Raw genomic sequence first — 20,982 nt, forward strand, 5'->3', positions numbered from 1 at the left:
ATCAAGGCGACCCTTTGGGTGCCGTGCCCCGGCTGATGCGAGCCTTGACACCGCCTGGGCGGCGCGATTGGCTGCGCCCGCCGAAGCGACGGAAAGACCGGAACCGAAGACCTAACTTTGGGGCAAAGCAAAACCGGGGCGACCGGTTGCGATGACCACAGGTTTTGCTGGCCGCTGTCGGTTGTGATGCTGGCAGGGGTGCGAACGGTCGCGAGGCTGAACAGTTCTGCCAGCAGCCGCCGGTGGTGATGCGGTGGGCGGCCAGTTTCGATGCCGACCGGTTCTGCTGGCCGCCGCCGGTCGCGCTGGTGGTGCGGCGACGGGTTGTGATGGTGGCGGGACTGGCTGGCCGCTGCCGGTTGAGGTGGTGGCGGGGCGAACTGTTGTTGTGGTGGCGGGGCGACCGGTCGCGGTGGTGGCTGCTCCTCAAGACCCCATCGCCGCCAGCAGCTTCTCATCCGTCTCGCCGAGCACCATCGCCACCGCTCCCAGTGCGCAGGCTTGCGGTCCCAGTGAGCCCACCTGGATGGTCATCGCGTCGCCGGCGAGGGGGAGGGAGGCGGCTGCGGCGGCTTCGCGGAGGGGGCCCATCAGGAGTTCGCCGGCGGCGGAGAGGGCGCCGCCGATGATGACTGTTTCGGGGTTGAGGATGTTGCCGAGCATGCCTACTGCGCGGCCGGCCATGGAGCCGGCGTCGGACAGGGCTCTGATGCAGCCTCGGTCGCCTTGCCAGGCCATGGTGATCACGTTGCGGAGGGTCAGGCGGTCGCCGTAGGCGGGTTCGAGGGCGCGCATCACGACCGGGAGGCCGACGAAGGTTTCCAGGCAGCCGCGGTTGCCGCAGCGGCAGAGGGGGCCGTTGGCGTCGACGATCAGGTGGCCGATCTCGCCGGCGCCGCCGGTGGCGCCTCGGGCCAGGCGGCCGTTGGAGACGAAGGCGCCTCCTACGCCGCCGTGGAGTTTCATGTAGACGAATTCGTCGCAGCCGCGGGCCGCGCCCCAGCGGCGTTCGGCCAGGGCTCCCAGTTTGGTGTCGCCGTCGGCCAGGACCGGGAGGCCCAGGCGGGCTCCTAGTTCGGCCGCCACCGGGATGCCGCTCCAGGGGGAGGGCATGCCGCTGTTCGGGACGCCGCGGCGGGTGTCGAAGGGGCCGGGGACGCTGACGCCCACGCCGAGGATGCGGCTGGGGTCGGTGCCGGCTTCGTCGATGGCGGTGCGGACCAGGTCGGCGGCGAGGTCGAAGCCCTGGCCGGGTTCGTAGTCGACCGGGAGACGGACGGATTTCGCGATGCGCACGGCGTGGGCGACGTTGGCGATGATCACGTGGACGTGGCGGTAGCCGAAGTCGACGCCGATGGCCTCGCCGCTGGCGGGGTTGAGCATCACCGCGGCGCCCGGGCGGCCGGCGCCGCCGCCGGCCGGGGCCAGGCGGGCCTCCAGTTCGACCACCAGGTCGTCCTCCACCAGGGCGGCGATGATGCCGGAGACCGTGGAGCGGGACAGGCCGACGGCCCGGGCTATGTCCGCGCGGCTCATCGTCCCCTGCTCGCGCAGCAGGCGGACCACGGCCATCCGGCTGCGCTCGGCGCGGGACTCCGGGAGTGGGGTCCTCATGGGATTGAAGGATGTGTCAGGGGTCGCCATTAGTCAAGGATCAAACAAATAAGGGGGTAGAGACCCTGGTTAGTTCGGTGGAATTTGTTCGGTCATCACGGAATAGCAACATCCTTGACGGCTTCTTTTCGTCGGCTTTACGGTCCCCACACAACGGCTCCGTTCCAGGCGACACAGACCCCTCACTCTCGTTGATGAAAGAAGGCTGATCATGGGCGCAAGCACCCACCGGTCCGTCACGGTTGCGATAGCCGTCGGACTCGCCTCCGGCCTGGCGCTGGCCGGCTGCTCCTCCAGCAGTTCCAAGCCGTCGGCCGGCACCACCGGGACGACGTCCTCGTCCTCGGCGTCCGGGCCGGCCTCCTCCTCGTCCTCGTCGGCGTCCGGGACGGCGCTGCCGGACCTGTCCGGCAAGTCGATCCAGGTGCTGGCCGAGTGGTCCGGCGAGGAGCAGAAGTCCTTCCAGAAGGTGATCGACGCCTTCACCGCCAAGACCCACGCCTCGGTCAGCTACCAGGGCGCGGGCGACCAGACGGTCACGGTGCTCAAGAGCAAGCTCGCCGGGGGCGGGGCGCCGGACGTGGCGCTGGTCGCGCAGCCCGGGGCCATCGCGCAGCTGGCGCAGGCCGGGCAGATCAAGCCGCTGTCGGACAGCGTGCTGAGCACCATCGACGCGAACTACGCGGCCGGCTGGAAGACCCTGGGCACGGTCAACGGCAAGGTCTACTCGATCATGTTCAAGGCCGCCAACAAGTCGACGTTCTGGTACAACACCGCGCAGTTCCAGCAGGCCGGCGTCACCCCGCCGAAGACCTGGGACGACTTCATCAAAGCCGCCGGCACGCTGTCGGACGCCGGCATCACCCCGGTGTCGGTCGGCGGCGCGGACGGCTGGACGCTCACCGACTGGTTCGAGAACGTCTACCTCTCGCAGGCCGGCCCGGACAACTACGACAAGCTCGCGCACCACAAGATCCCGTGGACGGATCCGACGGTGGTGCAGGCGCTGACCACGCTCAAGCAGCTGTTCGGCAACGACAAGCTGCTGGCCGGGGGCAAGACCGGGGCGCTGCAGACCGACTTCAACACCTCGATCACGCAGACCTTCACCGCCCCGCCGAAGGCCGCGATGGCCTACGAGGGCGACTTCGCCGGATCGGTGATCACCAGCACCACGAAGGCGAAGCTGGGCGCCGACGCCGCCTTCTTCCCGTTCCCGGCGGCCGGCTCGCTGGCGAACTTCGTGGTCGGCGGCGGCGACGCGGCGCTGGCCACCAACGACAACCCGGCGACGATGGCGTTCATCCAGTTCCTGGCCTCGCCGGAGGCGGCGCAGGCCTGGGCCTCGCAGGGCGGCTTCCTGTCCCCGGACAAGAACGTGCCGGTGAGCGCCTACCCGGACGACACCACCAAGGCCGAGGCGCAGATGCTGGTCGGCGCCGGCGACAACTTCCGGTTCGACATGTCCGACCAGGCGCCGGCCGGCTTCGGCGGCACGAAGGGCGCCGGGGAGTGGAAGGACCTCCAGGACTTCCTCAGCAGCGGTGACCCGAACGCGGCCGCCGCCCAGCTGGAGAAGGACGCGGCCAAGGAGACCTGGCAGTAGCCATGGAAGACAGCCTGTCCGCGTCGCCCGCCGCCGGGGATCCCCCCTCCCCGGCGGCGGGACCGCCCACCCCGCTCCCGGCCGGCCTCCCCCTGGCGCAGCCGGCCCTGCCCTCCGGCCCGCACCCGCTGGCCGGGCACGGCGGCCCCAGCCCGCTGCGGATCCCGGTCCGCGTGCGCGCCGGCTTCCTGATCCCGGCCGCCCTGATCCTGCTGGCCATCATCATCTATCCGGCCATCGACTCGATCTGGCTGAGCCTGCACGACCACGACGGCTCGAAATGGGTCGGCCTGCACAACTACAAGACCCTGTTCAGCGACGACGCCACGCTCAAAGCACTGAAGAACAACGTCATCTGGGTCGTCTGCGCGCCTACCATCGCCTGCGCGCTGGGCCTGATGTTCGCGTTGCTCAGTGAGAAGATCCGCTGGTCGACCGCGTTCAAGGCGATCATCTTCATGCCGATGGCCATCTCGTTCCTGGCCGCCGGCGTCATCTTCGAGCTGGTCTACCAGCAGGACCCGAACCAGGGCGTGGCCAACGCCGTGGCCGTCGGCATCCACGACACGTTCGCGCCGTCGTCGAAGTATCCCGGCGCGCACCCGCGGACGGACCTGGCCAAGCCGGTCGCCGGCGGCTCGTTCAGCTCGGTGCGGACCTACCCGGCCGGCTCGGTGGCGAACGTGCCGCTGGTCGGCATCCAGGCCGCGAAGCTGCCGGGCAAGGCGCAGCAGGCGGCGGCCCCGGCCGCGCAGCCGGCGGCCGACCAGATCGAGGGCACGATCTGGCTGGACATCATCTACGGCGGCGGCGGGACGCCGAACCACATCGACGCCGGCAAGAAGGGCATGCCGGGGATCTCGGTCAAGGCGGTCGACCCCGCCACCGGGAAGTCGGCGGGCTCGGCCTCGGCGCACAACGACGGCACCTTCACCATCAAAGGCCTGAAACCCGGCGCGAGCTACGCCCTGGAGATCCCGGGGAGCAACTTCGCCGAGCCCTATCGGGGCATCCAATGGCTGGGACCGAGCCTGGTCACACCGGCGATCATCGCCTCCTATCTGTGGATCTGGGCCGGATTCGCGATGGTGCTGATCGCGGCCGGGCTGGCGTCGATCCCGCGGGAGCTCCAGGAGGCGGCCCGTGTCGACGGCGCCAACGAGCGGCAGATCTTCTGGCGCATCACGGTGCCGCTGCTGGCGCCGGTGCTGTTGGTGGTGATGGTCACCCAGATCATCAATGTGCTGAAAGTGTTCGACCTGGTCTACGTCATCGCACCGGGCTCGACGCTTCCCGACGCGAATGTGTTGGCCGTGCATATGTGGAGCGTCTCGTTCGGAGGCGCCCAGGACCAGGGCCTCGGCAGCGCGATCGGCGTGTTCCTGTATGTGCTGGTGCTGCCGGCCATGTACTTCAACATCCGCCGCCTGCGCAACGAGAAGAAGGAGGGACGATGAGCGTCACGCGACCGGTAGCCGTACCAGGCCAAGTACCGCTGGGCACTCGCATCGCTAAACGCCTGACCGGCGGCGCGCTCTACATCGTCGTCCTGCTCGTCGGCGTCGTCTGGCTGATCCCGACCCTGGGACTGTTCATCAGCTCCTTCCGGAAGGCCTCGGACATCACCGGCAGCGGCTGGTGGACCGTGTTCACGCACCCGGCGCAGCTCACCTTCAAGGACTACACCGACATCTTCGGGAACAAGGGCATCATCCAGTCGCTGTGGAACACGGTGCTCATCACCGTGCCGGCCACGGTCCTGGTGGTGTTCCTCGGGGCGCTGGCGGCGTACGCCTTCGCCTGGATCGACTTCCGCGGCCGGGACTGGCTGTTCGTGGTCGTGGTCGGGCTGATGGTGGTGCCGATCCAGGTGGCGCTGCTGCCGGTGGCCTCGCTCTACAACAAGCTGCACATCTTCGGGACCATCCTCGGCGTGGTCATGTTCCACGTCGGGTTCGGCCTGCCGTTCGCCATCTACCTGCTGCGCAACTTCTTCGCGGCGATCCCGCGCGAGTTGCTGGAGGCCACCCGGATGGAGGGCGGCAGCGAGTGGACGATCTTCCGCAAGGTGATCGTGCCGCTGGGGCTGCCGGCGATCGCCTCACTGGCCATTTTCCAGTTCCTGTGGGTGTGGAACGACCTCCTTGTGGCCCTGGTTTTCTCCAACGTGAAAACCCAGCCCTTGACAGTCGCCCTGCAGTCCAACATGCGGCAGTTCGGCAGCAACATCGACATCCTGGCTCCGGGCGCGTTCCTGTCGCTGTCGGTGCCGCTTATCGTGTTCTTCGCCTTCCAGAGATACTTCGTGCAAGGGCTCATGGCCGGCTCGGTCAAGGGCTAGCAGATCCGCAGGGCCACAGGCAGCAGGCAGGAGAGCGCGAGACCGTGGCGGACGTCCGCTTCATCGACGCCACCCGGGTGTTCCACGGGGCGTGGCGGCCCGCCGTCGAGGGCGTCAGCATCGACGTCCGCGACGGCGAGCTGCTCGTCCTGACCGGCCCCTCCGGCAGCGGCAAGAGCACCTTGCTGCGGATGCTGGCCGGCCTGGAGCCCGTGGACCGGGGCACCGTGCTGATCGGCGGCAAGGACGTCGGCCGCACCGCCCCGGACAAGCGCGGCGTGTCGATGATCTTCCAGGGCTTCGCCCTGTTCCCGAACCAGACCATCCGCGAGAACATCGCGCTCCCGCTGACCATGCGCAAGTCCTCGGTGAAGTCCGCGGCGGCCCGGGTCCAGCAGGTCGCGGAGCTGTGCGGGGTGGCCGACCATCTCAACTCCAAGCCGGACGCGGTCGGCTACGACGTCCGCCAGCGCACCACCATGGCCCGGGCGATCGTCCGGCGGCCGGACGTGGTGTGCCTGGACGAGCCGCTGGCCGGCTCCGGCACGCCGCTGATGATGCGCGGCCGGTCCCCGATCGCGGCGCTCCAGCGCGAATTGGGCATCACCACCCTCTACGCGACCTGCAGCTCGGTCGACGCGTGGCAGATCGCCGACCGGATCGCGGTCCTGGACAGCGGCCGCGTGCAGCAGCTCGGCACCCCGGCCGAGGTCTTCGCGGCCCCGGCGACGATCGCGGTCGCCCAGTTCCTCGGCGAGCCCGGCATGAACCTGGTCACCGCGCCGGCCGCCGACGGTGTCGCCCGGCTCGGCGGCCTGGCCCTGGCCCTGACGCCGGCCCAGGCCGCGGCGCTGACCGGGCCCCGGGTCGTCATCGGCATCCGGCCCGAGGACCTCGCGGTCGGGGCCGAGGGCGCCGAGGGCATCCGGGCCACGGCGGTCCTCGTCCGCGACACCGGCCGGGACTATCTGGTGACCGCGCGCACGGTCGTCGACGGTGTGGAGAGCGACCTGGTGGTGCGGCACTCCGGCGGCCCGGTGCCGGTGAAGGGTGAGAGCGTGGTCCTTGGCGTGCGCCAGGGAGCGGGTCTGCATTTGTTCGACGCGGGAAACGGTGTGCGCCTGCCGGACTGAGCCGGGGAGCGAGGCCGGAAACGAGTCCGGGAACGAGTTCGGGAGCGAGTTCGGGAGCGAGCCCGGAAACGAGCCCGAGCCCCGCCGGAGCGCACGCTCTCCGACCGGCCCCGCGTCACCCGCTGCCGGTGTCGACCACCCAATGGTTCGACGTGAACAGGCGCCCGGCGAACTCGATCTCCTCCACCCCGAGCAGCTCGAAGCCCAGCGACCGGCAGATGCCGTTCGACGGGGCGTTGGTCACTCCGGGGAAGGCATGCACCAATCCCCAGCGGCCGTCGGCGCGGGCGTCCGCCAACAGCGCCGCCACCGCGCGCTTGCCGATGCCCCGGCCCTGGTGGCCGGGCAGGACCATCCAGCCGATCTCGGAGAAGAAGTCGTCGCCGTGGTGGTTGCGCCACAGCGTGACCGTCCCGGCCACCTCCCGCGGCCGGGTCTCGTCGAGCACGATCATCTTGATCCAGCTGACGTCGGCCTCGGCGTCCGCGACGTCCTTGGCGACCTTCGGATCGATGCCCTCGCGCGGCTGCGGGCCGCCGAGCTCGGCCATCATCACCGGGTCGCAGCGCATGGCGACATAGGCGTCGATGTCGGTCGGTGCGACATTGCGCAGCAGCATTTCGGCCTCCCGGGGGTCCGGGCCGAAGGTATCAGCCTCCTGTGACAATCACCGTTCGATAACGGACGCAACTTCGCGTACCGGATTCTCGTCCTAAACCGCATGAGCTCTGCCCGTCTGCTGCTGCGTCGTGCCGCCGCCCAACGCACCTTGCTGGCCGCCGTGGTGGCGGTGCTGCTCCCGGCGTTGGTCCTGGTCACGCTGATCGGTCTGCACGCCTCGGCGGTGCGGGCCGCGGCCGTGCGCAGCGCGTTGAAGACGATGGCTCCGGACGAGCGGACAGTGCGGGTGGTCTACGGATCCGGCACCGAGTGGCAGGCGACGCCCGACCAGCGCACCGCCTTCTTCGCCGAACTGCACCGCCAGGTGGACGCGGCCTTCGTCGGTGTCGGCGCCCGAATCGCGACCACCGTCGTGTCCGGGCCCTACGTTCTGGAGGGCGGCGGTACGGACGCCGTGGCGTTCTGGTCCGGCGACGGCCTGCGCGACGAGGCGCGCCTGGTGCAGGGCGCCTGGCCCGAGCCGGGCCCCGGCGACGGCGACTTTCCCGCGCTGGTCTCCCGGCAGAGCCTGGACGCGCACCACTGGAAGCTCGGCGACCTGGTCGCCACCCGCTCGGGCTGGGAGCACGACAGTGTTCTGCGATTCCGGATCGCCGGCGTGTACGAGCCCGTCGATCCCGCCGACCGCTTCTGGCAGCACGACGGCGACCAGGCCCCGGTCCTGGTCGACGCCGCGGTCACCGGCCGCGCGGGGACGGTGCTGTCCCGGGCCACCGTGACCGCCGAACCCGATCCGGCGGGTTTCCCGGCCGGCCGCATCCCGCGGTTCGACCGGCAGCTCGCCGCCTTCGACGCCTGGGTGCCCGGCTCCTCCACCGCCGACGATTTCGCCGCCTCCCTCGACGACCGCCTCGCGCCCCGGATCGCGGACCTGGTCGGCGTCACCACCGTCAGCCTGCGGCTGGAGTGGCTGGTCGCCGCCGAACTCGGCGTGCTCACCGCGGCGGCGATGGCGCTGATCGCCCGCGCGCTGGCCGACCGCCGCCACGCCGGCGACGGCCTGCTGCGCGCCCGCGGCTCCTCCATCAGTGCCCTGACCCGGGTGCACGTGGTCGAGGGCCTGCTGCTCGCCTTGCCCTGCGCCGTGCTGGCCCCCTGGCTCGCGGCCTGGACGGAGCGCCACATCGGCGCGGCCTGGACGCACGGCGACCCGGGCGCCGCCGGGCTGGGCACCGACGCCGACCGGCTCCAGCCCGCGCAGTGGGTCGTCGCCGGCCTCGGCGGACTGCTGGCCGCCGGGCTGCTCAGCTGGGTCGGCATCCGCTCGGCGCTGTCCTACACCACGGTGGCGCGCGTCCGCCGCCGCTCGGCGGTCCGGACGATCCTGCAACGCGCCACGGTCGACCTGGTCGTCCTGGCGCTCGCGCTGGCCGCGCTGTGGGAGCTGTTCCAGGCCGGGGGCGACGCCGCCCGGACCGGGGCTCTGCCCTGGCCGCAGGTGGTGGCCCCGGCGGTGCTGCTGTTCACCGGCGCGCTGGCCGTGCTCCGGATCCTGCCGTTCCTCGCCGCCCCGGCCGGCCGGCTGGCCGCGCACGGCCGGGGCGCCTTGGCCGCGCTGGTCGGCTGGCGTCTGGGCCGGGCCGTGCGCAGCCAGGCGCTGCCGATGGCGCTGCTCGTCGTGGCGGTCGCGATCGGGGTGCAGGCCGGTGTGCTGCTCTCCTCCCAGCAGCGGTCGGCCGCCGACCAGGCCGGGTACGCCGTCGGGGCCGAGGTGCGGGCCTCGGGGCTGACGCTGGCTTCTCCGCAGACAATGCACGCGTTGGCGACCGTTCCCGGCACCGGCGGCGGTTTCGCCGCGCTGCGCGCGCCCTATCGGCTGACGCGCACCGGCCAGGCCGTCGCCGCACAGGGCGGCCTCGACAAGACCACGCCGACCGCCGACGTCCTCGGTCTGGATCCCGCCGCATCGCAGAACGTGGTGGTCCTGCGCCCGGACCAGGCCGGCGGCAAGAGCTGGCAGCAACTCAGCGCCCTGTTGGCGGGTGACGGCTGGGACGCCGACGGCGCTGTCGGGGCCGCGGTGCCCGGTACGCCGAGCCTGTTGTCCACGGACGTCACCTATACCTGGGACGGTACCGGCACCGGCACTCCGTGCGCGCTCGGCGCGTTGCACGTCGTCCTCCAGTTCACCGACGCCCATGGTTTTCCCGGCTCCGTGGACCTCGGCACGGTGGACCGTCCGGACGGCGTCCCGCATCGGCTGACCGGACGCCTCGATCCGGCCGCGACCGCCTATCCGATCCGGATCACCTCGGTCGCGGAGAGCTTTCCGCCGCCGCTGTGTCCGGCCGTCGTCGCGGTGCCGCCGGCCGACGGTGTCACGATCGCCCTCACCGCGCCAGCCTTCGACGGCAAGCCTCTGGCCCTTCCCAAGGGTCTGACTTACGGCATCCCTTATCAGGCCTCGGACGCGGACGTCATCGGCGGCGTCGGGCCGGGCAGCACCTCCCAGGCGCCGGACGGCCGGCCGGTGATCACGACCGCCGCCGACGGCTCCGCGGCCTTCACCTACACCGAACACATCGGTTACACGGCCGCCGGCTGGACGGCCAAGCCGGTCGGGGAATCAGACCTCGAACGAGCCACCGATCAGCTGCGCCGGGTCTTCGAACTCGGGCCCGCGACGACCGGCCAACCCGTCACCGTTCCGGCGATCGCCACCGGCCATCTGTTGGCCGCTCTGGACAAGAACGTCGGAGACACCTTCCTGACCTCGGCGTTCAAACAGCCCGTGCGGCTGCGGTTCGTCGCGGCCGTCACCGGGATGCCCGGCGGCGGCCCCGGGACCCAGGACGCGCTGATCGTCCCGCTGGGCCTGCTGGCGCACGAACTCCAGCGGCCGTCGCTCGGCCCCACCGGCGACGGCCAGCAGCTCGCGCCGATGACCGGCGAATGGTGGGCCGCGGTCGGCGCCGGCAACGCGTTGTCCGTGGCCCGGCAGTACAGAACGGTTCTGACCGCTGCGCGTCTGCCGCGCCCACCGGTCGTCGAGGACCGGGAGAGCGAGACCGCGTCGCGGCGCGACTACCCGTTCGCCGCCGGCTTCAGCCTGACCCTCGAACTCGGCACCGCCGCCGCCCTCGCCTTCGTGCTGCTGGGCCTGGCCCTGCACACGGTCTCGGCGCTGCGCGAGCGGGCCGCGGAGCTGGCGATCCTCGACGCGCTGGGCCTGACCCGCCGCCGGGCCGCCCTGCTGTTGCTCGCCGAACAAGCGGGAATCGCGCTGTTCGGCGCCCTGGCCGGCCTCGGCCTGGCCTGGCTCGCTCTGCGATCGGAGTTCAAGCTCATGGTCTTCACCCCGTCCGGCGCCCCGCCGACACCGCCGGCCGTCCAGGTCTTCGACTGGCCGACGCTGGCGGTGGCGGGCGCCGCGGCCGCGATGTTCGGGGCGCTGGCCGTCCTCGTCGCGTTCGGCATGACCGAGCGGGCCTCGTTCCGTGCGGAGGTGGACTGATGCGGCGGTCGACGAGACGGTCGACACAGTGGTCGACACACTGGTCGAGGCGGCAGCCGCGGTGGTGGTCCGAGGCCCGGCCGGTGCGCGGAGCCTTGGCGCTGCTGGCCTTGTTCGCCGGGGCGACGGCGGCCACCGCCGCCGCGGTTCCGTATCAGACACAGCGTTCCGACCGCGCGATCATCGCCGACACCGTGGGCGCGGCGCCGGTCCAGGACCGCGACATCGTGCTGGCTCCCGGCTCCTCCACTTTGTGGGACGACACCTTCCTGCCGAGGGTGACCTCGAAAGTCCTCGGCGGCATGCCGCCCTTGCTGACGCGGCTCGTCTCCGAGACCGACATCACCGTGGCGGCCACGGCCGAACTGCCGGTCGACGGCCTCACCGGGCCCGGCGGACTGCGGGTCCACCTGCGTCCGGTGCGGGCGTACGACTATGAGCAGCACGTGCGTTTCGTCGCCGGGACCGCGCCGGTCACGAAGGTCCGTCTGGACGTGGACAGCGCCGCGAGCCCGGCGACGGCGAAGGCCGACGGCGAGGTGGCGATCAGCAAATCCGCTGCCGACAGCCTCGGCTTGCATGTCGGCTCGGTGCTGCACACCGTCGCCACCTTCACCGGTGGGCACCTCGACTTCACCGTCACCGTCTCCGGCCTGTTCACATCCCCGGACACCGCGGACGCCCCGTTCTGGTCGGTGGCCGAACACGGCCGCGCTCCGGGGATCGGGTCGATCTGCGGCACCGACGGGCCCGACGGCTACGTCCGCGACCCGGCGTGCGCGGTCTCCCAGGCGGTCTGGCGCCTGGATGTTCTGGCTCCCGCGGTCACCTTGGTCACAGCCACCGCCGCACTCCCCGGCAGCCCGGCAGCCGCGGCGGAGATGGAGCTCGCCGTCGATCCGGACCGGATGCGGAAGGCCGATCCGACCGCCGTCCAGAGCGCCGTGCACGAGCTGGTGGTGGGGGGCCGCGGCCTGGATGTCTCCACCGACGACGGCGGCCGGTTCCCCATCGCTCCGTCCACCAAGCTCGGCGAGTTGGCGGGCAAGGCCGGGGTCGCGGAACGACAAACGCGGTTGTTGGACTATGTCGTGCTCGGTGCGACGGTGGCCGGAGGGCTCGCGGCGTTCTTCCTGATGCTCCGCATGGTCGTCGCACGCCGGTCGGCGGAGATCGTGCTCTGCAAGGCGCGGGGCGCCTCGCCCCGACGGCTGGCGGCGCGGTTCACGGTGCAATCAGGGTTCGTGGTCGGCGTCGGTTCGGTGGTCGGGGTCCTGGGGGCCTGCGCGGCCGGGGTCGCCTCCGCCGGTGGCGTCGGCGGCTGGCCGGCCGTGGCGGTGCTGGCCCCGGCGACCGGGGCCGTCGTCTTCGGCCGGGTGCTGGCCCATGCCGACCATCCGGTCTCCGCCCGGCGGGAACCGCAGGAAGCTGATGCCGGTACCCGTACGCCGCGCCTGGTCCGCGACCTCGCCGTGCCGCTGGCCGCCGCGGCCGCCGTCGGCGTCCTGCGGACCAGCGGGGCCCGGAACGGATCGGGCTCGGTAGACTGGCTCGCGGTCGCCGCCCCGGCGCTGCTCGCCTTCGCCGCGGCGCTGGTCGTGGTGCGGGCCGTGCCGGTGCTGTGGGCGGTGCCGTTCGGGGTGGCGCGGCGTCGCCGTGGCACGCTGCCGTTCGTCGCCTCCGCGCTGGCCGGGCGGCGGGTGCGGGTGCTGGCCGCGCCGCTGGCCGGACTGGTCGCGGCGACCGCCGCCGCGACCTTCGCCGCCCGGCTGGATTCCTCGGTGGCACAACGCGTGCGCGACGACGCGCTGTACGCGGTCGGGGCCGGGGCCCGGGTCGAGGCGGTGCCGGATCGGGCCATGACGGCGCTGAACCGGGGTGCCGAGGTGTTCCTCCCGGACGGCTTCGCCGCTCGGGCCGCCGCGCTGCCCGGCACCGGACAGGTGCTTGGCGCCTACGTCGGCGCCGCGGGCGTGAGCGACAACCCGGACGCGCCGTCGAACGTCGCGGTACTCGTCGCCGACTCGGCGCAGCTTCGAAGCCTGACAAGCCGCGCGGCCGGCGAGGCCGACGCGCATTCCGGGAGCCTTCCGAAGTGGTGGCCGTCCCGGCCGGTGCGGCCGGGAGCGGTCACGGCGTTGGTGTCGCCCGATCTGGCGCGGCTGGCCGGGGACCGGGCCACGCTGGACTTCGGGACCGGAGCCGTCGATGTCGAGCTGGTCGGGACCGCCGACCTGCCCACCGGATCCGTTGTCGGCGCCGAATTCGGGCCCGGATATGTCGTGCTTCCCGCCGACCAGCTGGGTGCGGCGGCGCCGAAGGCGAACGCGGTGTGGATCACCGGACACCCCGACCTCGGTGCGTTGCGCAAGCTGCCCGGAGTCCAGCCGTGGTACCCGACCGGCACATACGCACAGGTCGTCGCCGCCGGCTACGCCGATGCCCGCACCGACGCCGCGCACGCCGTGCTGCGGATGGCCGAACTGCTGTCCGTCGGCTTCGCGCTGCTGTGCCTGTTGCAGACGTTGGGCGCCACGCGCGCCGCCGCCCGGGACAGTGCCTTGTTGCTGCGGGTGTTCGGGATGGCCGAGTCCCGCGGTCGGTTGCTGGGTCCGGCCATCACGCTGCCCCTGCTGCTGCTCGCGCTGGCCGCCGGTCTGGCCATGGGCACGGCGTTCGCGCCGCTGCTCGGGGACGTGGTGCCGGGGGCGCCGAGCGACGGCTGGCTGCTGCCGGTCGCGGGCGTCGCGGTGCTGGGCGCCTGCGCCGGGGTGGCGCTGGAGGCGGGCACGCGCGGCCGGCAGCGGATGTCGGTGCGACTGCGCGCGGCCGAGTTCGAATAACAGGTTCCTGATATCGAGGCGAGGCGGGCGACATCACCTTTCGGTAACGGCCGCAACGGCGGAGCGTGATCAGTCCGTCCTTCGACACATGAGCTATGCCGCCACCGCCGTCCGCCGCCCCGAGACCGAGCGGTGAGCCGCGGTTCGGGCCTGGTCAGGCGGCGTGCGGCCGCGCAGGCGACGCTGCTGGCGGCGGCGGTCACGGTGCTGCTCCCGGCGCTGGTGCTCGTCACCCTGGTCCGGATGCACACCGCCGCCGCCGACCGGGACGGTCTGCGCAAGGCGTTCAGTGATATCCCGCCTGCCGCGCGCACCATTGCCGCCGCCTACGACACCGGCTCCAAGTGGCCGACCGATCCGGCCGTCCGCACTCAGGCGGACAGCGCCGTGCGCGGCACGTTCGCCGCGGCTTTCGGTGACATCCCGATCGATGTCGGGTCCACCGTCGCCAGCGCCGCGTACGGCGTCGACACGGCCACGCCCAAGGTCGGCGTGTACTTCTGGTCGGCCTCCGACATGGCCGCGCACGCCCGGCTGACGGCCGGGACGTGGCCGGGGCCGCTGGGGGCCGGCGCCGCCGCCGGAGCGCTGTTCCAGGCCGCGGTGCCGGAGGCGGTCGCCGCCGCGCAGCATTGGAGCGTCGGCGACACGGTCACCGTGGACTCCCGGCAGGACGGGGCCAAGGCGACCTTCCGGATCACCGGCGTGTATCAGCCCACGGACACCGACGCGCCGTTCTGGCAGCGCGAGCTGTTCCTCGGCAAGCAGCAGGGCCACCTGGACCGGCCGACGTTCGGGCCGCTGGTCGTGGACGCCACCGTCACCGCCGGTCCGGTGCTGGAGATCAAGACCCTGGGATACGCCGCGACGCCGTTGTTCGCGGCCGTCACCAGCGCGCAGGCCAAGACGCTGACCGACCGGGTCGGCGGGCTCGACACCGTGCTGAGGACCGTGGCTCCGGACGGGATCCAGCCCACCGTCTGGGACACGCTGGGGGCCCACACCCTCGGCATCACCACCGGCCAGCAGATCAGCGACCGGCTGAACCTGTTGCAGGTGCTGGAGTTGGCGATGCTCGCCGCCACCGCGCTGGTGCTCACCGCCCGGCTGCTCGCCGAGTACCGGCGGGAGTCCGACGGTCTGCTGCGGGCCCGCGGGGCCTCCGTCGCCGGTCTGCTGCGGATCGGTGTGGCCGAGGGCATGCTGATGGCCGTCCCGGCGGCGCTGGTCGCGCCGTACGCCGCGCGTTGGCTGGACCACCGGTTGACGTCCGCCCGGTGGTCCACCGGCGGCAGCCCGCCGATCTCCGGCGGGCATTGGGCGGTCGCGTTCGGCGTGGCCGCGGTGACCGTGCTGCTGCTGGCCACCGCCGGGCTCGGCGGCGCGCTGTCGTTCGTCGGGGTCAAACGCGCCAAGAGCCGGTCCACCGCGCGGACCGCCGTGCAGCGCGCCGGGCTGGACGTGATGGTCGTGGTCCTCGGCGCCGCCGCGCTGTGGGAGGTGGTGCACGCCGCCGACGTCGCCCGGGTCGGGCAGCTCGGCGTCCCGCAGGCGGTGGCGCCGTCGGTGCTGCTGCTGGCCGGTGCGCTGGTGTCGCTGCGGCTGCTGCCGATGCTGGTCGCGGTGCTGGAACGGTTCGCCGCGCGGCGTCGCGGCGCGATCGGAGCGTTGGCCGGGTGGCGGGTCGGCCGCACCGCGCGGGCCTATGCCGCGCCGCTGATCCTGCTCATCATGGCGGTGGCGGTCGGTGTGCAGGCCACGGTGTTCCTGGCCTCCGCGGACCGCTCCGCGCAGGATCAGGCCGCTTACACGGTCGGCGCCGACGTCCGGGCCACCACCGTCCCGTCCGGCGGCCTCGGGACGCTCGGCGGCCTGGCCGCCGTGCCCGGCACCGGTGTCGGGACCGCGGTGGTCCGCGACACGGCGAGCCTGGGGTATTCGAGCGCCGACACCGTGAACGCCGACGTGCTCGGCGTCGATCCGCAGCGTATTGCGAAAGTCCTCACGCTGCGCCCCGACCAGGCCGCCCAGCCCTGGCCGGCGTTGGCCGGCGCCCTGGCCGCGGACGGCTGGGACGCCCGCGGCCGCGCCGGCGGGATCCCGTTGCCGGGCCGGCCCGACCGGCTGGCGGTGACCGTTCGCTACAGCTCGGCCAGCGCGCCGAGCGGCCTGGGGTCGATGACCGCGACCGCGGCGGTCGCCGACGACCACGGCGGTCTGAGCTGGATCGACCTCGGGTCGATCGACGCGCCCGACGGCGCCCCGCACACGCTGGGCGGCCGGATCGACCCCGGGGGCGGTGCCGTCGCGTATCCGTTGCGGCTGCTCAGCATTCTGTTCTCCTACAAGCAGCCGGTGTGCCCGAGCACCAATCCGAACTGCGTCAGCCCGGATCCCCAGACGCAGCCGGCGTTCGTGCACGAGGACGTGACGATCCGGATGTCGGACCTGACCGCCGGCGGGACCGCGGTGGCGCGGCCCGGCGACGTCAAGCCGCAGCCGGCCGGCGGCGCCGGGGCGGGCTCGCCGAAGCTGCGCGACCGGGATCCCGGGCCCATGACCATCTCCGCGGACACCGGGACTGAATTGTTCACGATGCGGCAGAACTCCGGCTTCGGCATCGACGCGCCGTCGGCGTCGGCCCAGGCCGTGCTGTTCTCGGGACCGCCGGTGCGCGCGGTCCCGGCGCTGGCCTCCGCGCAACTGCTCACCGCATTGCGGAAGAACGTCGGCGACACCTACGAGACCACGGGCCTGGGCGGCGGCGCGAAGGTCACGCTGCACTTCGTGGGAGTGCTCGACGCGATCCCCGGCGCGGATCCGGACCCGACCCGGAACCCCGGCTCCGGCCGTCCGGTCCTGGTGCTGCCGCAGGACTTCTACACCTGGCGCGACGCCCCGAACGGCAACGGCCACGCCCCCGAGTGGTGGGCCGCCGCCGCGCCCGGGACCTCGCCCTCACAGCTGGACGCGCGGATCCAGGCGGTGCTGGCGCGCTATCCCGGAACGCACCACGTCGCCGACCGGCAGAGCCTGGCCGCCGCGCTGCGCGACGATCCCTTCGCCGCCGGGATCCGGATCACCTTGCTGGTCGGCGCCTCGGCGGCGCTGCTGTTCATCCTCGTCGGCTTCAGCCTGCACGCCGTGACCACGCTGCGGGAGCGCTCGGTGGAGTTGGCCCTTCTCAATGCCCTGGGACTGTCGCGGCGGCGGACCCTGGCCATGCTGCTCGCCGAGCAGGCGCTGCTGGTGCTGCTCGGCACGGCGGCCGGGCTGGTGCTGGCCGGCGTCGCGATCCGATCGGAGCTGTCGTTCATGATCTTCACCGACACCGGGGCGCCGCCGGCGCCGGCCGCCCATCAGGTGGTCGACTGGCCGATGCTGGTCGGGGCGGTCGGCGTCGCGGCGCTGTTCCTGTTCGGGGCCTCCTACGCGGCGCTGCGCGGGCGGAACGAGGCCTCGGGCCTGGTGCTGCGGGCGGGGGCCGAACGGTGAGCGTGCGCTGGATCGCCGAACTGCGGGCCGGACGCTCGGTACTGGCCCTGGTGGCGCTGCTGGCGGCGGTCACCGCCGGGGCGGCGGCCGCGGTGCCGGCCGAGATGGACGCCTCGGACAGCGCGACGGTCTCGGCCGTCGCCGGCCAGGCCCTGCACACGCAGCGGAACGTGGTGCTGACGCGGTCGGTCCCGGCCGGGGACCCGACGGTCGAGGACGGCCCCGCGCTGCGGGCGGTCGGGGACGCCAGCCGGTCGTCGCTGCCGCCGGCGGTCGGCGCGCTGACCACCGGGACGCGGATCACCGCGGTGAAGGAGTTCGCGCTGCGGCTGCTGGACCCGCCGGCCGGGGTCACGATGCCGGTGCATGCGCGGCCGGTCGCGATGGTCGGATATCAGAACTCTGTCTCGTTCGTCGCCGGCGCGGCGCCCGCGGCGCCGGGGCCGCCGCCGACCGGGTTCGGGCAGATCGGCGGGGTGCAGGGGAATCCGCAGCCGCCGGTCGGGAGCCCGGGGCAGCCCGCCGGGGCGCCGCGGCCGCTGCCGGTGTGGCAGGTGCCGGTCGCGCTGTCCAAAAGCGTCGCCGACACCTTGGGCCTGCGCGTGGGCGACAAGGTCCACGCGCCGGTCGTCCTGGTTCCGGAGGCGCCGGTCGTGGAGCTGGTGGTGAGCGGGATCTTCGTCCCGGCCGGGCCCGCCGACGACCCGGTGTGGGGGTTCACGCCCGACGCGCTCGGCGCCGTCCACACCCGGGCCTGCGACCCGCCGCGCAACGACTGCGACTCGCCGGTCGACGTGTGGATGCTCGACGTGGTGGTGGCCGATCCGTCGGTCGTCAGCGTTCTGGGACAAGCGTCTGCGGACACGGTGGTCGTGACCGTGGAGCACGTCGTGGACCAGGACCGGCTGGCCCACTCCGATCTGTCGGCGGTCGGCGCCGGGATGCAGGACCTGCAACGGTTCGGCACCGGCGCCACGCCGAAGGACCCGACCGGCCAGCCGTATCCGATGCAGTTGTGGACCGGGCTGCCCAAGCTGATCGCGCAGGCCGAGGCCGATCAGCGGGCCGGGCACGCGCTGGACGCCCTGGTGCTCGGCGGGACGGTGGCCGGTGCGCTGGCCGCGTTCCTGCTGATGCTGCGGATGGCGGTGGCGCGGCGGTCCGCCGAGATCGCCTTGTGCAAGGCGCGCGGGGCGTCGTCCTGGCGGTTGGCCGCGCGCTTCGCGGTACAGACCGGCGCGGTCGTGGCGGCGGCCGGGGCGGTCGGGGTCGCGGTGGCGCTGAAGACGGGGCCGACGCCCACGGCGCGGCACGCGTCGGAGTCCTGGTACGGCGCGGTGCTGGCCACGGTCGTGTCGGTGGGGATCGTGCTGGTGCTGGTGCGGCGGCACACCGACCGGGTGCCCTCGCAGCGGCGCGAGCGACTCGGCGGCGAGGCGCGGGCCCGGCTCGCGGTGCGGGACGCCGGACTGCTGCTCGGCGCGGTCGGGGCCCTGGCCTTCCTGCGGTCGCAGGGGCTTGATTCGGCGTCCGGCGGGATCGACTGGGTCGCGGTGGCGGCGCCGGCGCTGCTCGCGTTCAGCGCGGGGATCATCACGGTGCGGCTGGTGCCGCCGCTGCTGGCCGGACCGGCCTTCGCGGCGCGGGCCCGGCGCGCGGCGGTGGGCTTCGTCGCGACGGTGCTGGCGGTGCGCCGGGTCCGCGCGGTGGCCGCGCCGTTGACGGGGCTGGCCGTGGTGATCGCGGCCGGGATGTTCGCCGCGGGCTACGACGCGGCGGTGCCGCAGCAGGTGCGGAACGAGGCGCTGCGGACCGCCGGGTCGGCGGCCCGGATCACGGCCGGCCAGCTGACGTCGGCACCGGGTGCCGCCGTGCCCGCGTTCGCGCCGGAATTCACGGCGGCGGCTTCGCGGGTGCGCGGCGTGACGGGGGTCGCGACGGCGTGGGTGGGGCCGGGGAACATGGATCCGGGGGGCGTGCCCGACGGGCAGGCGGTGGCGGTGATCGTGGTGGACCCCGAGTCCTTCCGGACGATGGTGGCCGGGACGCGGGCCGAGTTCGGCGACGTGCCGATGGGCGGCGTGCCGGATTCCTGGCCCGGGGACGTGGGGGCCGACCGGACCGCGCAGGCATTGGTGTCGCCGGACCTGGCGGGCAAGGTCGGGGCGACCGGGACGGTCGGGCCGAACGGGCAGCCGGTCCGGGTGGCCTACGTGGCCGCCGTGGACCTGCCCCCGGCGGAGGCGGTGACCGCGGCGAACGGGAACTCGTTCGTGATCCTGGCCGCGGATCAGGTGCCGACGGCGGCGACGGTGCCGGTGACGTCGTTGGGCGCGCCGAACACGGCGTGGATCACCGGGAGTCCGGCGGTGCGGGACCTCCAGGCGGCGCTGGGGCCGTCGAGCCCCGGCGGGCTGGTGATCGACCGGTTCGCCGACGACGAGCGGGCCGGGCTGGCCGACGCGCGGGTTGCGGCGGCCCGGACGATCTTCCACGTGGTGGAGCTGTTGTGCGCGGCCTACTTCGTGCTGTGTCTGCTGCTGTTGCTGGCCGCGTCGCGGCGGGCCAGCCGGGACAGCGCCCTGCTGATGCAGGTGTTCGGGCTGCGGCCGGGGCGGGGGCGGCTGGTGGGGGTGCTGGTGACGCTGCCGCTGGCGTTGGCGGCGGTCGCGGCCGGAGTCGGCGCCGGGGCCGCGTTGGGGCCGGTGGTCGGACCGGTGACGCAGGGCGGCTCGGCGGTGGTGGGGATGGCGCCGACCGGGGCGGAGTGGGTGGTGGCGGCCGCGGGGGTGCTGGTGGCCGGGGTCGTGCTGGGGGTCGTGGGCGAGATGGTCGCGGGGGCGGTGGCGGGCCGGGGCGGAGGGCTGACGGTGCGGCTGCGGGGGGCGGATTTCGAGTGAGGATCTGACACGTTTCTTGCCCGGCCCTCCCTCGGTGATGAGGCCTCTACGAGCGCCGGGCGTGGATACCGCGATCCACACCCGGCCGGAAGGCCCTCATCCGTGCCGGGCAGCCGCCCTACACCTCGTCCGCGAGCATCCCCGGCAGCTCGTCCAGGCCCGACAAGCAGAAGTCGGTCTTCGCCAACAGGTCCGGGTGGTCGGCGAACGCATACCCCCAGGGGCCGCGGCGGATGAAGGCGGTGCGCAGCCCGGCGCCCCAGGCAGGGCGCAGGTCGTTGTCGAGGCGGTCGCCGACGTAGAGGATGCTGCCTGCGTTGCGCAGCGGGCCGCGGCCCTCGGCGCGGGAGACCTCGTCGCAGACCTCGACGACCTTGGCGAAGAAGGCCGGGTCGGGCTTCTCCAGGCCGCCCCACATCGCGGAGGTGGTGACCAGATGGACCGGGAGGTCCAGAGATTCCAGGATGCGGTGCGACGCCGCCGTCTGGTTGGCGGCGATCAGGACCAGGTACCCGGCGTCCTTCAACGTGGCCAGGGTGCGGCGGGCGTCCGGGTAGAGGTCGCGGTCGCCGTAGCCCTCGGGGCGGCCGGCGCGGATGCGGGCCTCGCGCTCGGCGGTGAGGTCGAAGCCGGGCTGGAAGTGCTCGAAGACGTCCAAGTGGGAGCGGCCGGCGGCGACGGTGGCGCCGAAGACCGCGGAGAACGTGTGCCGGGGGACGCCGAGCCAGTCGGCCCAGTTGTGGTACTCGATGGTCTCGTCGACCAGCGTTTCTCCGACGTCGAAGACGACGGCCTCGATCGTTCGGGACTTGCCAGGGGTGTGCATGGTGCCGGTTCCTCTCGCGGGACGCGTCAGCGTCGGACAGCTCCCCATTCCCAACAGTGCCCTATGGCGGCTGCGGTGATTGTAAAACT

At 73.0% G+C, this 20,982-nt stretch carries 11 protein-coding genes; 8 read left to right on the forward strand and 3 right to left on the reverse strand.

The genetic code is table 11. From position 1 onward, the window contains the following. Positions 1-426: 426 nt before the first annotated feature. The gene (locus tag ABD481_RS39720; RefSeq protein ID WP_344671055.1) at positions 427-1,614 is read right to left on the reverse strand and encodes an ROK family transcriptional regulator; all 1,188 of its coding nucleotides are present in this window, start codon (positions 1,612-1,614) and stop codon (positions 427-429) included. 211 nt (positions 1,615-1,825) lie between these two features. Here ABD481_RS39720 and ABD481_RS39725 point away from each other — a divergent pair, with 211 nt between their 5' ends. From ABD481_RS39725 to ABD481_RS39740, 4 genes are read left to right on the forward strand one after another with little or no spacing between them, the layout of a single operon-like run. Further along, a complete protein-coding gene (locus ABD481_RS39725; protein WP_344671056.1) occupies positions 1,826-3,220 on the forward strand; it encodes an ABC transporter substrate-binding protein in 1,395 nt (464 codons plus the stop codon). 2 nt (positions 3,221-3,222) lie between these two features. Next, a complete protein-coding gene (locus tag ABD481_RS39730) occupies positions 3,223-4,677 on the forward strand; it encodes an ABC transporter permease subunit (protein WP_344671057.1) in 1,455 nt (484 codons plus the stop codon). Then, positions 4,674-5,561: a carbohydrate ABC transporter permease gene (locus ABD481_RS39735; RefSeq protein ID WP_344671058.1), complete on the forward strand. Its 888-nt coding sequence runs from the start codon at positions 4,674-4,676 to the stop codon at positions 5,559-5,561. The genes ABD481_RS39730 and ABD481_RS39735 overlap by 4 nt, the downstream gene beginning before the upstream one ends. Positions 5,562-5,605: 44 nt before the next feature. Further along, positions 5,606-6,694, forward strand: coding sequence for an ABC transporter ATP-binding protein (locus tag ABD481_RS39740; RefSeq protein ID WP_344671059.1), 1,089 nt, complete (start codon positions 5,606-5,608; stop codon positions 6,692-6,694). 115 nt (positions 6,695-6,809) lie between these two features. Here the strand turns inward: ABD481_RS39740 and ABD481_RS39745 are convergent, their stop codons facing one another. Continuing rightward, entirely contained in the window at positions 6,810-7,313 is a 504-nt protein-coding gene (locus tag ABD481_RS39745) for a GNAT family N-acetyltransferase (protein WP_344671060.1), read from the reverse strand. 102 nt (positions 7,314-7,415) lie between these two features. Between ABD481_RS39745 and ABD481_RS39750 the strand changes: the two genes are divergently transcribed. From ABD481_RS39750 to ABD481_RS39765, 4 genes are all read left to right on the forward strand, one after another. Further along, complete coding sequence (locus ABD481_RS39750) at positions 7,416-10,829, forward strand: FtsX-like permease family protein (protein ID WP_344671061.1); 3,414 nt, start codon at positions 7,416-7,418, stop codon at positions 10,827-10,829. Between the two features lie 83 nt (positions 10,830-10,912). Continuing rightward, positions 10,913-13,672 (forward strand): ABC transporter permease family protein, encoded by a 2,760-nt coding sequence (locus tag ABD481_RS39755; protein ID WP_344671062.1) that lies wholly within the window; start codon positions 10,913-10,915, stop codon positions 13,670-13,672. Positions 13,673-13,804: 132 nt separating this feature from the next. Beyond that, the gene (locus ABD481_RS39760; protein WP_344671063.1) at positions 13,805-17,167 is read left to right on the forward strand and encodes an FtsX-like permease family protein; all 3,363 of its coding nucleotides are present in this window, start codon (positions 13,805-13,807) and stop codon (positions 17,165-17,167) included. Next, the gene (locus ABD481_RS39765; RefSeq protein WP_344671064.1) at positions 17,164-20,067 is read left to right on the forward strand and encodes a hypothetical protein; all 2,904 of its coding nucleotides are present in this window, start codon (positions 17,164-17,166) and stop codon (positions 20,065-20,067) included. The genes ABD481_RS39760 and ABD481_RS39765 overlap by 4 nt, the downstream gene beginning before the upstream one ends. Positions 20,068-20,185: 118 nt before the next feature. Here the strand turns inward: ABD481_RS39765 and ABD481_RS39770 are convergent, their stop codons facing one another. Continuing rightward, the gene (locus ABD481_RS39770; protein WP_344671065.1) at positions 20,186-20,893 is read right to left on the reverse strand and encodes an HAD family hydrolase; all 708 of its coding nucleotides are present in this window, start codon (positions 20,891-20,893) and stop codon (positions 20,186-20,188) included. Positions 20,894-20,982: the final 89 nt, after the last annotated feature.

Source organism: Catenulispora yoronensis (genome assembly GCF_039531695.1).
Taxonomy (GTDB): domain Bacteria; phylum Actinomycetota; class Actinomycetes; order Streptomycetales; family Catenulisporaceae; genus Catenulispora; species Catenulispora yoronensis.

What these genes read in the sequence shown, in the direction of transcription:
- ABD481_RS39720 (WP_344671055.1), bottom strand. Translation starts at nt 1,614, where the DNA reads ATGAGGACCCCACTCCCGGAGTCCCGCGCCGAGCGCAGCCGGATGGCC.
- ABD481_RS39725 (WP_344671056.1), top strand. Translation starts at nt 1,826, where the DNA reads ATGGGCGCAAGCACCCACCGGTCCGTCACGGTTGCGATAGCCGTCGGA.
- ABD481_RS39730 (WP_344671057.1), top strand. Translation starts at nt 3,223, where the DNA reads ATGGAAGACAGCCTGTCCGCGTCGCCCGCCGCCGGGGATCCCCCCTCC.
- ABD481_RS39735 (WP_344671058.1), top strand. Translation starts at nt 4,674, where the DNA reads ATGAGCGTCACGCGACCGGTAGCCGTACCAGGCCAAGTACCGCTGGGC.
- ABD481_RS39745 (WP_344671060.1), bottom strand. Translation starts at nt 7,313, where the DNA reads ATGCTGCTGCGCAATGTCGCACCGACCGACATCGACGCCTATGTCGCC.
- ABD481_RS39750 (WP_344671061.1), top strand. Translation starts at nt 7,416, where the DNA reads ATGAGCTCTGCCCGTCTGCTGCTGCGTCGTGCCGCCGCCCAACGCACC.
- ABD481_RS39770 (WP_344671065.1), bottom strand. Translation starts at nt 20,893, where the DNA reads ATGCACACCCCTGGCAAGTCCCGAACGATCGAGGCCGTCGTCTTCGAC.